This is a genomic window from Pseudarthrobacter sp. RHLT1-30-1 (assembly GCF_059383415.1).
The window spans coordinates 35480-49472 of record NZ_JBWZCG010000005.1; the positions used below are offsets into that span (position 1 = coordinate 35480).

10 protein-coding genes are annotated in these 13993 nt (G+C 65.4%); 5 read left to right on the forward strand and 5 right to left on the reverse strand.

What is annotated here, in order from left to right:
* Positions 1 to 168 precede the first annotated feature (168 nt).
* The 5 genes from AC50YM_RS05615 to AC50YM_RS05635 form a co-directional block, all read right to left on the reverse strand.
* On the reverse strand, positions 169 to 1608 hold the full coding sequence (locus AC50YM_RS05615; RefSeq protein ID WP_494955990.1) for a phytoene desaturase family protein: 1440 nt from the start codon (positions 1606 to 1608) through the stop codon (positions 169 to 171).
* On the reverse strand, positions 1601 to 3067 hold the full coding sequence (locus tag AC50YM_RS05620) for a glycosyltransferase family 87 protein (RefSeq protein ID WP_494955991.1): 1467 nt from the start codon (positions 3065 to 3067) through the stop codon (positions 1601 to 1603). The genes AC50YM_RS05615 and AC50YM_RS05620 overlap by 8 nt, the downstream gene beginning before the upstream one ends.
* Positions 3068 to 3247: 180 nt before the next feature.
* Positions 3248 to 3388, reverse strand: a complete 141-nt coding sequence (locus AC50YM_RS05625; RefSeq protein WP_494955992.1) for a hypothetical protein — start codon at positions 3386 to 3388, stop codon at positions 3248 to 3250.
* A gap of 653 nt (positions 3389 to 4041) precedes the next feature.
* Positions 4042 to 4626, reverse strand: a complete 585-nt coding sequence (locus AC50YM_RS05630) for a histidine phosphatase family protein (protein WP_494955993.1) — start codon at positions 4624 to 4626, stop codon at positions 4042 to 4044.
* A complete protein-coding gene (locus AC50YM_RS05635; RefSeq protein WP_494955994.1) occupies positions 4623 to 6092 on the reverse strand; it encodes a CCA tRNA nucleotidyltransferase in 1470 nt (489 codons plus the stop codon). Before AC50YM_RS05635 ends, AC50YM_RS05630 begins: the two co-directional genes overlap by 4 nt.
* Positions 6093 to 6311: 219 nt before the next feature.
* Here AC50YM_RS05635 and AC50YM_RS05640 point away from each other — a divergent pair, with 219 nt between their 5' ends.
* The 5 genes from AC50YM_RS05640 (at position 6312) to trxA (ending at position 12291) form a co-directional block, all read left to right on the forward strand.
* Positions 6312 to 6812, forward strand: a complete 501-nt coding sequence (locus tag AC50YM_RS05640; RefSeq protein WP_494890890.1) for an NUDIX hydrolase — start codon at positions 6312 to 6314, stop codon at positions 6810 to 6812.
* 81 nt (positions 6813 to 6893) lie between these two features.
* On the forward strand, positions 6894 to 8939 hold the full coding sequence (murJ, locus tag AC50YM_RS05645) for a murein biosynthesis integral membrane protein MurJ (RefSeq protein WP_494955995.1): 2046 nt from the start codon (positions 6894 to 6896) through the stop codon (positions 8937 to 8939).
* 173 nt (positions 8940 to 9112) lie between these two features.
* Entirely contained in the window at positions 9113 to 10798 is a 1686-nt protein-coding gene (locus tag AC50YM_RS05650) for an ABC transporter substrate-binding protein (protein WP_494955996.1), read from the forward strand.
* 173 nt (positions 10799 to 10971) lie between these two features.
* Positions 10972 to 11928, forward strand: coding sequence for a thioredoxin-disulfide reductase (trxB, locus tag AC50YM_RS05655; protein ID WP_494955997.1), 957 nt, complete (start codon positions 10972 to 10974; stop codon positions 11926 to 11928).
* 36 nt (positions 11929 to 11964) lie between these two features.
* Entirely contained in the window at positions 11965 to 12291 is a 327-nt protein-coding gene (gene trxA / locus AC50YM_RS05660; RefSeq protein ID WP_024366983.1) for a thioredoxin, read from the forward strand.
* Positions 12292 to 13993: the final 1702 nt, after the last annotated feature.

Genomic DNA, 13993 nt, shown 5'->3' on the forward strand with positions numbered 1-13993 from the left:
TGCCGGGCGGAACCGATTCCGGTCTAAATGCGTGCCGCCGGAGCAGGATCAACCTTTTGTTTGACCCGCGGGTCACCCGCTCCGGCCGGCCGGCACCCCGCCCCGGACTGGTCAGCGCGGCACTGGCCTCTGACCTCAGGCCTGAGGCCTCGGGCCGGATTTGAGGACCTAGATCCCGAGCGCCGGCACCCGGAGTCCGAATATGTCCCGTAAGGCATATTTCGCTGCGTGGAACCCTGCCATGCCGGTCACGCCGGGGCCCGGCGGGGTCGAGGACGAGCACAGGTAGACGCCGCGCAGCGGAGTCCGCCACGGGACCGGGCCCAGGACCGGCCGCCGGATGATGCCCCGGAGGTCCACCCGGCCGGCGCTGAAGTCCCCGCCGACGTAGTTTTCGTTGTATTCCGCCAGTCCGGCCGCCGTTGTGACGTGAAAACTCACGACGAGGTCGCGGAATCCAGGGGCGAAGCGCTCCAGTTGGGCGATCACCGCCTCGGCCATGTCCACGGTGGAACCGGCCGGCACGTGACAGTAGCTCCACAGGATATGCCGGCCCGCGGGTGCACGTCCGGCGTCGAAGCGCGACGGCTGGGAGACCAGCACATAGGGCCGGTCCGGATGCCGTCCGGTGGCGACCTGGTACTCCGCCGCCGCCATCTCCGCACGCGTGCCACCCACGTGGATCGAACCGGCGTCGGCCAGTCCCGGCGCACTCCAGGGGACCGGGCCGGAAAGGATGAAGTCGACTTTGCAGGCCGCATTGCCGAACCTGAAGGATTCCAGCGCGCGGCGGTACCGGTCCGGGAGCCTGCCGTCAGCGAGCCTCAGCAGCCCGGGCGGTGCCACGTCCAGCAGGGTGGCCCGGACCGGTGGCAGCTCGGCCAGGGATCCGATCCGCGCCCCGGTTTCCACCGCTCCGCCGTGAGCTTCAATGTCCGCCACCATGGCCTGCGCGATCGCTGCGGAGCCGCCTTCCGGGACCGGCCAGCCCACAGTGTGGGCCAGCGTCGCCAGCAGGAGGCCCGCGCCGGCCGTCGCCGGGGCCGGGAGCCGCCCCACCGCATGCGCCGCGACGCCGGTCAGCAGCGCGGGCGCCAGTTCCTCCCGGAATCTGATCCCCCACAGGGGCGAGCCCTGCTCCAGGACCCGGGCGCCGAACAGGGCAGCCGCCAGCGGGTCCTTCGATATCCGCAGGAGCTGGTTCAACGTCAGGTCCGTGATGCCATCCGCCCGCTGCACGAGGGGGGCCATCAGCCGCCCGAAGGCGGCGCCGTCCCGCCCCAGGCCGGCAACCGTCCGCTCGAGTGAGTGGTACGCCAGCGCTGCCCGGCCGCCGTCGAGCGGAGTGCCGTACGAGACCTCGGGAACTTCGAGCCGGATCCGCCGGGACAGCTGGAACTGCCGGAAGAATGGCGAGGCCAGGGCCATCGGGTGCACCGCCGAGCACACATCGTGGAAGTGGCCGGGCTCCAACAGTTCGGTGGTCCGAAGCCCGCCGCCCGCGGTGGGTGCCGCCTCGTACACGTGCACTTTCAGTCCCGCGCGGGCCAGGGTTACCGCCGCGGCGAGTCCGTTCGGCCCTGATCCCACGACTGCGACGTCAGGCATCAGCGGCCTTCCGCCAGGGCAGCAAGGAGGCGGAGGGGTTGAGCAGGTCCACCCGCAAACGGTCCGGAGCACCTTCGAACGGCCCGCCCTGCGGATCATCCAGCCCGGACACGCGAACGACGTCGTGGCCGGGGTCCCAGATATCCCATGCCACCCGCGCCATCAGATAGGCGGTGGCCATCATATGGAAGACCACGGCGAGGACGTAGTAGGGCATATCAATATTGTGCTGGGCCACCCCGCCGCTCGTCACCTGCCCGAGGTACATCCAGACGGCCGCCCAGTGCAGCCCCTCGAACGTCTGCCAGATCAGAAAGTCCCGCCAGCGCGGCCGGGCCAGCGCAAGGAGCGGGATGAGCCAGATGACGAACTGCGGCGAGTAGACCTTGTTCGTCAGGATAAACGCGGCGACGATCAGGAAGACAAGCGGTGCGAGGCGGGGACGGCGTGGCGCGGCCAGCGCCAGGATCCCGATCAGCACGCAGGCCAGCACAAAGAGGTTCAGGGCGAGCGTGTTGATCGCCTCCGGCTGCAGCGGAACCCAGCCCAGCCGCCCGGCGACGAGGTTGTAGGCAAACCAGGGGGAGCTGTAGCCGGCGGGCCGGTCCTCGGTGAACTGGTAGAAGTATTTCCAGCCCTCCGGATTGGCGACGGCGACCGGGACGTTGACGGCGAGCCAGGCGGCCGCGGCGGCGCCTGCGGTGACCAGGATGGCCCGGATCCGCCCGGTCCGCAGGGCCAGCAGCAGCACAGCGCCAAGGATCAGCACGGGGTAGAGCTTGGTTGCCGTGCCGAGGCCGATAAAGATCCCGGCGTGCACAAGTTTGTTGCGCGAGAAGCAGTACATCCCGAGGGCCAGCAACCCAACAGCCCACATGTCCCAGTTGATGGTGCCGGCAAGGATGATGCCCGGGGCCACGGCGACCATTGCGGCGTCCCACGGCCGGCGGCGGGCCATCCGCGCCGTGGCGAGTACCGTGACGATCCAGACGGCGGCGATGAGGGTGGCGTTGATGTCGAAGTAGGCCAGGATCCGGCCGGCGGAGACGCCGTCGCCCGGCACCAGCAGGGCCGTGGCTCCCGCGATGAACCCCATGAGAACGGGGTATTCAAAGAACGTTCCTCCGGTGATGAAGGGGAAGGCGCCATCGCCGAGCCCGCGGTTCTTGAACAGTTCGGGGAAGTCCGAATAGCAGCTTGCGTAGAACTGGCCCGGGGTTTCCCAGCCGCTGAGGCGGCAATACGACTTCAGGAGGATTCCGAGGACGGCTGCCAGGACGGTCAGCAGGATCAGGACGCGTTCCACGGTGAAAAACCCGGGGGAGACGATACCGGGGGCCGAACGACGGCCCAGGGGTCCGCCAATCACCTCCGTGAAATTCCTCAGCAGGGGATCGCTGCGGCTCGGGATGACCAATCGGACCCGTCGGCGGTGCTCCGGCGGCTTTGTCTCCTGCATGCCCCCGAGCATACCGGGGCGGCTCCGGCTGTCCTGGTCCGGGGTTGCCCAGTGGCGGTGCCGGTGTCGCCGGGGCGGTTAAAAGGGGGTGCCCACGCGTCGCCGCGTGGGCACCCTTGCGGTCAGTGCTGATGTGGTCATCGGGACTGTCGGTCTGGACTGCAGTCGGTCTGGACTGCATCAGCGGATGAACCCCGTCTGGTGCATAGCGGCATAGACGTCCTCACGCTTCTGGTCGAGGAGTTGTCCATTGAACAGCGTCGTGCGCCTGGGGGACTGCCGGAGGCTCAGGCGCAGGATTCGCTGGAGTCTCTGCATCATGGTGGTCACCTCCCGCCGGTGGCTCGCGGAGCGTCGTCGGTCGGTGCTGCTGGCAAGGGTCACAATGGACCTTTCATGGGTTGTGCCGGCGATGCCGGCGCAATTGGGCATGACAATTAGGGCCTCTGAATATTTGAGGAAGAAAAGGCCTAAATTTGGCAGGGAATTACCCGGCGCTCATTAAATGATTTCGCGCTGGCGAAAGGCCGGTTACCGAACGCGGGAAGGCCGCAACCCCGACAAGAAGCTGGTTCCGAATTTTGGGGATGCTGTTCCGACCGCGTTGTTCCGCCCGGGCCGGTCCGCTGTCACGGCACTCCCGCTAACGGGGGTGCCGGTATCGCCGCGGCTCCGGGGTCCTGGGAACGAGAAACCAGGCCGGAGTGGAGGGTCAGGAGGCAGGCGGGCCGAAATTTGGGCGCGGTTCAGCAGCAGAGGCCGGGGTGGCGGTGATGAAATACATCCATCCGCTAGTCAAAGTAATCATTTTTCCCAACCTCCTTTGCTGTCTTCCGAGGCTCCGGCTGATTTGCCGGGCGACGCGCTCCTCGACCCCGGCAGAACGCTCTGGGGTCAGACATAAAAATACACCATCAATGCGGCCCCTGACTACCGCATTCATAAACTTTTCTCGGTTATTTTCTAAACCCTATTTATAGTCCCCAGCGGACTACTGCCGGGGTCTTCTTATCCCAGCCGAGCGTACAGACTTTCGCGGTTCCCAGGATGAAGTGCCGGCCCTCGTGCGGGTCGAGCCCCAGCCACCGCGCGGTGAGGATCCGGGAGAAGTGGCCGTGCGCCACGATCAGCACATTGTCCAGACCGGATTCCAGCACGCGCGCGACGATTTTGTCAGCCCGTGCGGCGACGTCATCGAGCGCTTCGCCATTCGGCACGCCGTGGGTCCAGATCAGGTACTCCGGATTGTCCTTGCGGATAAGGTCCGAGCTGATGCCCTCGTAGTCGCCGTAGTCCCACTCGACCGCGAGCGGTTCCAGTTGCGCGTCGGGGAACCCGGCCAGTTCAGCTGTCCGGCGGGCCCGCCGCAACGGGGACGTGAGCACGAGGTCGAAGTCGACGCCGTCGAGCACCTTGCGTGCCTCCACGGACTGCTGTTCACCCTCCACGGTCAGCGGGAGGTCGGTAAGGCCGGTGTATTGGCCACTCTTGGACCATTCCGTTTCGCCGTGCCGGAGGATCCACAGCTGCGGGCGGGGGCCGTTGGAAGGTGCAGTCACTTGGACTCCTCGGTTGAGAGTGCATCGGCGGACTCGGGTTGGATAGCCCACCATTCGTGTAACTTGGCCTCGGCCACGGCGGGATCCAGCGGGCCGTGTTCCATCCGTTCCTCGAGCAGGAATTTGTAGGCGCGCCCGACGACGGGACCCGGCTTGAGGCCCAGGAGTTCCATGATCCGGCCGCCGTCCAGGTCGGGGCGGACGGCCTCGAGGGATTCCTGCTCGCGCAGGGCTGCGATCCTGGTCTCCAGATCGTCGTAGGCGAAAGCGAGCCGCTCGGCCTTCCGCTGGTTGCGGGTGGTGACGTCCGAACGGGTGAGACGGTGCAGGCGCTCCAGGAGCGGCCCGGCGTCGGTAACGTAGCGGCGCACGGCCGAATCGCTCCAGCCGGCCTCGCCGTAGCCGTAGAAGCGCATGTGCAGCTCCACCAGCTTGGCCACGGCCTTGATGGTGTCGTTGTCGAAGCGCAGCGCCTTCATCCGTTTCGACGTCAGTTTGGACCCGACCATGTCGTGGTGCCGGAAACTGACCGCGCCGCCCGGCTCAAAACGGCGCGTGGCGGGTTTCCCGACGTCGTGCATCAACGCCGCGAACCGCAGCACGAAGTCCGGACCGGGGACGGCGCCGTCGCCCCCGGTTTCAAGCGCGGCGGCCTGCTCCAGGACCTGGAGGGAGTGCTGGTAGACGTCCTTGTGCCGGTGGTGTTCATCCGATTCGAGGCGCAGGGCGGAGACCTCGGGCAGCACGAAGTCGGCCAGCCCGGTGTCCACGAGCAGGTCCACCCCGGCCCGGGGGTGCGCGGCGCAGATGAGCTTGACCAGTTCCTCGCGGACGCGTTCCGCGGAGATCATGGTGATCCGTTCGGCCATCCGGGTCATCGCGGCACGGACGTCCTCGTGCACCGTAATGCCCAGCTGGGCGGCGAAACGGGCAGCGCGCATCATCCGCAGCGGATCGTCGGAAAAGGAGGTTTCCGGGGCGCCCGGGGTGGCGAGGAGGGAAGCGTGGAGGTCGCGGACACCACCGAACGGATCCACCAGTTCCAGCGCCGGGAGGCGCAGCGCCATGGCGTTGATTGTGAAGTCACGGCGCAGCAGGTCGTCCGTGAGGGACTTCCCGAAGGCCACCACGGGTTTCCGGGAGTCGGGATCGTAAGCATCGGCGCGATAGGTGGTGATTTCGATCTGGAACCCGGCCTTGCGCATCCCGATGGTGCCGAAGGCCCGCCCGATTTCCCAGTAGTTGTCAGCCCACTTCCTGATCAGGGCAACCGTCTGGTCGGGCGTGGCGTCGGTGGTGAAGTCCAGGTCAGGGGAAACCCGGCCAAGGAAGAGGTCCCGCACCGGGCCGCCCACCAGCGAAAGTTCATGGCCGGCGTCGACGAATCGCTGCCCAAGCTCCAGAACCACAGGGTCTACCTGGAAATCAACAGTTTGCGGGTCAGTCTCGTGATGTGCGTGCGCCATAGTTTCTTAAGCTTGTCAGAAATCCCGGCCAGCACCACACTGAATCCTTCCTGGAGTCCCGCCGCCGGCGCTGAAGACGGTGTCGTCCCGGGCGATCCACTTTCCCGGCCGTCCACTTTCCTGCCATGTTTAGGTCATCAAGAGCGGACAAGAGTCGTTAGAGTGGACTTCATGGCCCATCCCGTACCGAGCGCTCCCGACAGGAGGACAAACGCACCGTTGCCTTCGGCAATCGGTGCCCACGTCGCGCCGGTGCAGCACTCCGGACAGGCCTCGCTCCCCACGGTGGAGGAAATCTCCGCCGGCGGCGTTGTGGTGGACACGTCCGACGCCGAACTCCGCGTTGCGATCATTGCCCGCCTTAATCGCGGCGGGCGGCTGGAATGGTGCCTGCCCAAAGGCCACCCGGAAGGCAAGGAAAGCAACGAGGAAGCCGCCGTGCGTGAAATCGCGGAGGAAACCGGTATCGAGGGAAAGATCCTCGCGCCGCTGGGCAGCATCGACTACTGGTTCACCGTCAGCGGCCACCGCGTCCACAAGACGGTCCACCACTATCTGCTGCAGGCCACAGGCGGGGACCTGACGATCGAGAATGATCCTGACAAGGAAGCCGTGGACGTCGCCTGGGTTCCCATTCTGGAACTGGCCCGTAAGCTGTCCTTCCCGAACGAACGCCGCATCGCGGACCTCGCCAAGGAAGTACTGCCGGAACGCCGCTAGGGCATCCACAGACGCTCCGCAACCCGTTTAATAGGACGCCGGTAGCGCCCAAAGCCTTTCCCGGGTGAGACGATGAAGACAATGTCATCTGCCAAACCCACCCCTGCGCCCTCCGGCCCCGCCGATTCCAAAGCTGTCCAGTCCGGAGAAGTCCGTTCCAGCGCCATTATGGCCGCCGGAACGCTGGTTTCGCGTTTCCTGGGATTCGGCAAGACCTGGATGCTGGCGGCCGCCCTGGGTCTCGGGTCCACCGTCAACGACACGTTCATCAACGCCAACAACCTGCCGAACCTGATCTTCCTGCTCGTGGCCGGCGGCGTCTTCAATGCCGTCCTGGTCCCCCAGATCATCAAGGCCAGCAAGGCTCCGGACAAGGGAGCGGACTACATCAGCCGGCTCCTGACGCTGGCGGTCCTGGTGCTGCTGACCCTCACGCTGCTGGTGACGCTGCTGGCGCCCTGGGTCATTGAGCTGACCACCCAGGGCTATTCACCGCAGCAGAAGGCCCTCGCGGTGGCCTTCGCCTTCTGGTGCCTGCCACAGATCTTCTTCTACGGCCTCTACGCCCTGCTGACCCAGGTGCTGAACGCCCACGGCGCCTTCGGACCCGCGATGTGGGCGCCGATCCTGAACAATATTGTCGCGATTGCCGGCCTCGGCATGTTCATCTGGACGTTCGGCGCCAACGCGGCCAACCCGCACACCCTGGACACGTGGGGCTCCACCCAGACCCTCCTGATCGCCGGATTCTCCACGATCGGTGTGATCTCCCAGACGGCCATCCTGCTGGTCCCGGTGTTCCGGCTCCGGCTCGGCCTGCGGCCGCGCTTCGGCTGGCGCGGTGTCGGCCTGGGCCAGGCCGCCAGGTTGAGCGTCTGGACCCTGGCGACGGCCGCCGTCGGGCAGTTGGCGTTCCTCTACGTCATGCGCATCGCCACGATCCCGGGCGCGGAACGGCTCCGTCTGGAACAGGCAGGGGACCCGGCCGCCGATACACTGCCCGGCAACGCCGTGCTGGAAGTGGCGAGCCAGCTCTACCTGCTTCCGCACTCCATCATTGCGCTCTCGCTGGCCACGGTGCTGTTCAACCGGATGACCCGGGCCTCCCAGGACGGTAACCGGGCCGCACTGCGCAGCGCGCTCTCCCACGGGCTGCGGACCATGGCCGTGGCGACGGTGTTCGGCGCGCTGGCGCTCTTTGCACTGGCCGGACCACTGGGAATGTTCTTCTCCGGCGGGGAGAAACAGGACGGCGTGATGCTGGCCCAGACCCTCACCATCCTGGCGCTCAGCACGCCGTTCATGAGCGCCAACTTCATGATGTCCCGCGTCTTTTACGCCAACGAGGACGCCCGGACACCGTTCTTCATCCAGCTGGTGCTGGCCCTGGTAAACCTGGTTGCCGCGTTCATAATCCAGTTCCTTCCGTTCGAACAGATCATCTTCGCGATCGCTGCCCTCTACACCGGCGGCAATATCCTGTCCGTGCTCCTCAGCGTCATCTTCCTGCGCCGGCTCCTGGGGCATCTGGACGGTCCGCGGATCGTCAACGCCTACATCCGGATGGGATACGCCGCGCTGGGATCCGCGCTGGCAGGTGCTGTGGCTTTGTGGCTGCTCGGGAGCTACTCCCCGGATGGGTTCGCCTGGAGCACACCCCTTGCCGCGCTGGTGACGATCGTCGTCGTCGGACCCGTCATGCTGGCGGCCTACCTGCTCCTGCTGAAGCTCTTCCGCGTGACCGAGCTGAGCGACCTGCTGCAGCCGCTGCTGGGCCGCCTGCGCCGCCGCCCGGCCGTGGAGCCCACCACGGATGCACCCGCCGGCGCCGCTGCGACACGGACGAGGCCGGACCGGGCAACTGTTGCGGTGGACACCGGCCTCATTCCCAGGATCTCAGGGGAGTTCGACGCCGCATCCTTCCGGGCCGGCCCGGACCTTGACGAACAGGACGAACGGGCCGGGCACGCGGGACCGGAGGCCGGCTACCTGCCGGCCGAGGACCAGCCCACCACGGCAGAGGGCGGCCTGGGCCGCGGCGATGTCCCGCTGCCCGGTCGCAGGACCTACCAGGGACCGGCGGGTCGCAACCCCTATTTCCCCTTCGGCGGCAAGAAGAAAAAATAGTTTCCAGCCGGGTACGCGGCGCCGCGCTTCCGCGGCCGGGACACCGCATCGGCTAGGATCGAAGACTAACAAGGGTAGTTGCAGGCCAGGGTTCCACCGGCTTTACCGGGGGACCTGCGCCCACTGATGAAGTGATCGGTCCCGCAGCTCCCGGACAGTTCTAGGAGGAACCTGTGTCCCACCCGATCGATGTCGGATCAGTACTGGGCGGCCGTTACAAGGTCACTGCCACTGTGCTGACCTCGCATGACCAGGATCTGGTGCTGGACGGCGTGGACCAGGTGCTGAACCGATCGGTGAGCATCCTGGTTGCCGGGCCGGACAATGCCGAGCAAGTGGCACAGAGCGCCCGGGAAGTCGCCACGGGCGAACGTCCCGGCAGCGTGCAGATCCTCGATCTGGGGGTCAGCGATGCCACCACGTACCTAATTACCAACCACACCTCAGCCGCCGATCTGCTCGACCTGGTTGTGTCCTCCCATCCGCCCTACGTCGAACCGTTCTTCACCGACACGCTGGGCAGTGAAATCTTCGGCCAGCCGCGCTCCCAGGAACCGGAGACCTACGACGGGCTCTACGACGATGAAGAAGTAGACGCCGGGTACATCAACTACGGGCAGAACCAGCAGCCGGGCGCCACGACACCGCGTGTTACGCCCGCCGCGCCGCGGGTGACTCCTGCGGGCCCGCGAATCACACCCGCCGGCCCGCGAGTCTCTCCCGCAGTGCCGCCAGTTTCGCCCGCGCGTGCGCCGTTGCGTCCGGCGGCGTCACCGGCTGCCCGCGCCGGAGCAGCAGGGGTTGCGGGACTCGCGGCAGGTGCCGCCGGTGGTGCCGCGGCCTCCGCCACGGCAAAGTCCTCCAAAACGGAGCCGGACAAAACGGCGCCGGACAAATCAGCGCCTGAGGTCACGGCGCCCCAGCCGGTGCAGGGAACCGTGCCGAGCTCCGGCGCACGTGACTCCACGCCGCCCGCTGCCGCCGAAACCAGAACACCCAAGGTGTCTCTATGGTCCGATGACGACTACGATCGGCCCGCTCCCGAATCCTCCCAGACTTCCCGCCCGGGTCGTGCACCTGAGCTCACTGCCGCTGCCGGCGGTGCAGCCGCCGCGGACCGCGTTCCCGGAATCTTCCCGGGTTCGGCCCGAAATAGCGAGAGCGACGCAGAGGCGGATGAGGAGTACTACGGCGAGGATGAAGAACCCAGGCGCGAGCCCCGCTCAATGCGCTGGCTGGTGGGTGGACTGCTGGCCGCGGTCCTCGTGGTCGGTCTGGTTCTTGCGGTCACCAATCTCGGCAGTCTCTTCAAGACGCCGCCGCAGTCCGCGGCGGGTGGCCCCACCTCCAGCAGTGCCCCGGCCCCGAGCTCGGCACAACCGTCGGGTACCGCCTCCGCTGCACCCGCGGCCGGTCCGCCGGCGATCGCGGGCGTCACCCGGCTGGGCAACTTCGATTTCGCCGGAACATATGACAGTGACCTGGTCAAAACCTTCGACGGCAATGCCGCCAGCTACTGGTCGGACATGGAATTCGCCACAGACAACTGGGGTGGCCTCGCCAGTGAGGTTCCGCTCGTCGTCAAGCTGAAGAGCCCTGCCAAGGTTTCCTCGGTGACCCTGAGCCAGCTGGGAGCCTCAGGTGGCAGCATCAGTGTCTTCACCAACGACCGCCCTTCCCTCGAAGGCGCCAAGCAGGTGGGCAGCAACAGCTTCACTTCCCCCGATCTGACGATGCCTCTGCAGGAACCCATTACGGCGCAGTACGTGATCGTTTCGATCAAGGCCCTGCCCCAGCTGGCGTCGCCAAAAACCCGCTACGGATTTGGCCTGCGTCTGGCTGAGATCAAGGTCCAGTAGCCGGTCCGAAACGACGGGATCGGCCGACGGCCTGCCAGCCAGGACTGCCCCTGAGTAGGGGTGTGCTTGTCCTGCGCCCGAACCGACCGGAATATTCAGCAACAAGTAGTAGTTGTGCCATGTGGCCGGCCACCCAGGCGGGCGGATAGACAAAGGAAGAGGTTCACCGTTCAGTGAGCAACGCAGAAAACACCACGTCCGAAGTACGTGATGTCATCATCGTAGGCTCCGGCCCCGCGGGCTACACCGCCGCGGTGTACACGGCGCGCGCCAACCTTAAGCCTCTGCTCCTGGCAGGGTCAGTTACCGCCGGCGGCGAACTGATGAACACAACCGACGTCGAGAACTACCCGGGATTCCCGGATGGCATCATGGGTCCGGACCTCATGGAGAACTTCGAGAAGCAGGCCGCGCGGTTCGGTACCGAAATCCAGTTCGAGGACGTCACCGCCCTGGATCTCGACGGCGACATCAAGACCGTAACCATCGGCACGGGGGAGACCTTCCGTGCGCGCTCAATCATTCTGTCGACAGGTTCGGCCTACCGCGAGCTCGGCCTGCCCAACGAAAAGCGCCTCTCCGGCCACGGCGTGAGCTGGTGTGCAACCTGCGACGGTTTCTTCTTCAAGAACCAGGACATCGCCGTGATCGGCGGCGGGGACTCCGCAATGGAAGAGGCACTCTTCCTCACCAAGTTCGCCAAGTCTGTCACCGTGGTTCACCGCCGCGACAGCCTGCGGGCGTCCAAGATCATGGCCGACCGCGCACTGGCCCACGAGAAGATCAGCTTCGTCTGGAACACCGGCGTCGAGGATGTCCTCGGTGAGGACAAGGTCACCGGCCTACGGTTGAAGAACCTCGTGGACGGCGCCGAGACGGAACTCGCCGTCAGTGGTGTCTTCGTCGCGATCGGCAACGATCCCCGCACTGAACTCATCAAGGGCAAACTGGACCTGACCCCCGAGGGCACGATCGCCGTCGACGGCCGGACCTCCAAGACAAGCGTCCAGGGCGTCTTCGCGGCCGGAGATGTCATCGACCCCAGTTACCGTCAGGCCATCACCGCCTCGGGTTCCGGCTGTGTAGCCGCACTCGACGTCGAACACTACCTCGCAGACTTCCACGCCTAAACGGCGCAGCAATCAACCGAAGAGAAAGACAGGGCAATGAGCAACGCAAAAGACGTAACAGATGCTAGTTTCAGCACCGATGTACTGGCTTCTGACAAGCCGGTCATCGTGGACTTCTGGGCCGAATGGTGCGGACCGTGCCGCAAGCTCGGACCGATCCTCGACGAGATCTCCGTGGAGTACAGCGAGAAGGTGGACGTCGTCAAGGTAAACGTTGACGACAACCCGGCGATCGCAGCCCAGTACGGAATTACATCTATTCCCGCTGTCTACCTGTTCCAGGGCGGCGAGGTAAAGGGTACCGTCATCGGAGCCCGCCCCAAGCAGTTCTTCGAAAAGGAATTCGCGGACGTTCTGTCCTAACGTGTTGGATTGGTCTGCACCCAGTGCGGACCTAGCCCGAGTGGCCTCACTTCCCAGGAAGTGGGGCCACTTTCTTTTCTGCCGTTGCCAGCCTGCTGCGGAACCGACGCCAGCTGCCCGGATCCTTAGCCGAGCGTCCCAGTTCCGGTGGAATCACCACTTCACGGCTGTCTTCGGCCGGTAAATGCGCCGTATCGCCGCCTCTGTCTGCATCTTCGTTTTTCCCCATCGGAGAAGGGCACCACCTCTTGTGTCTGGACCATACCGGGGTTCTGGGGCGTGCTGGCACTGCCCTCATTGTCCATCGCGGCCGCCCTATGCCGATTCTGTTTCATGCCGCCGAGCTTAGTCCACCGTTTCACATGAAACACTGCTGCTCGGTTTGGGAACGGGATGCTCCACGGGGGAATCACACCAGGCGCAGCTCCGGCAATGTTTCACGTGAAACGTGTTCGCAAGCGACGTGATCCGGGCCTTCACCCGGTGTTTCCCCGTGTGCGCAAGAGCTGTGGCGGTTGGCCCTGACCCGACACCGGGGCTTGATAGGGGTGGTTCAAGTGCCGCTTCGACCTCCCGGCTCCTGAGGTTCGATGTTGATCCGGGCGTGCCTCATTCGTGGCCTCACCCCGAGAATCAGTCGACTTTTGGTATTTCCAGGTCTGGCGCTCGCTCCACCTCTATGCGTGTCGGCGCGTTATTCAGAAGGAACGCCTTAGCGGCTTGTGGACCGCGGGTCCGGCCGCACTGCGTAGAGCCGTCCCGCTTCACCTGGTATCGACACAGACCACCCGACTATCCGACGGCACTGGCGAGAGATGTTTCACGTGAAACCAAGCCGTGAGCATGGCTCAACGCGGCGAGCCAGCTGAAGGATGGATCCCTGGGCTCGCTGGCAGCATGCTCCGGGACTGGCTGTTAGTTGGCGGCTCGTGGGCGATCAGCCAGGGGGTCGAGGCCGATCCGCCAGCTGGCCTCCCCTCAACGCCGATATGCAACGCTGCGCCACCCCAAACTTCCCTCCATTTACCCCGGGGACCCATAAATGTGCCGGGCAAACGGGCCCAAGGGCGACAATTGACGACCGGGCTACGGGCTTTGTTTCACGTGAAACCATATTTTTCCGATCTGCCGAATCACGTGAGACCCCAGCGGTCTCGATATTCGGTGCGCAAGGCCCGAGCGGTGCACACTTGATATACAACTCTCACATTTCGCATCATCTGTCTCCTGTGGTCTCAAGCCAACTGCCGGCGCCCGGAGGGAATCGCAGAGCTGGTCGAACCGCTTGGACGCCCTCACAGCGAGGAATCCATCGCTACCATGATGGACACCCAGGCGATCTGCGTGGGGATCCGCGGCTGTGGCCACTGCACGGTGCCTCGCCTGGACATGAAGGTTTCACGTGAAACAGCATCGTCCTTCGGCCGAGGAGGTGCCTACACCGCCAGCAGCATCCAATGCCCAGCAAATGGCTACACCCAGGGTAATGCTCATACTTGGACCGGAACGCGTAAGTCACTGTCCTGTGCAGCCGGTTCCTAACCGGCGGTCACGGCGTAGCGCCCATTTCCAAGACTGGCCAGTCGAGGGGGAGGGCTCCTGTAGGTTCTGCCGGACCGCCGGGGCTGGAGGTTCACTGAGATCGGGTAAACATAACTGACCTCCGGGCCCGGGACGACCTGCGGCCCTTCAAGCGGGTCTG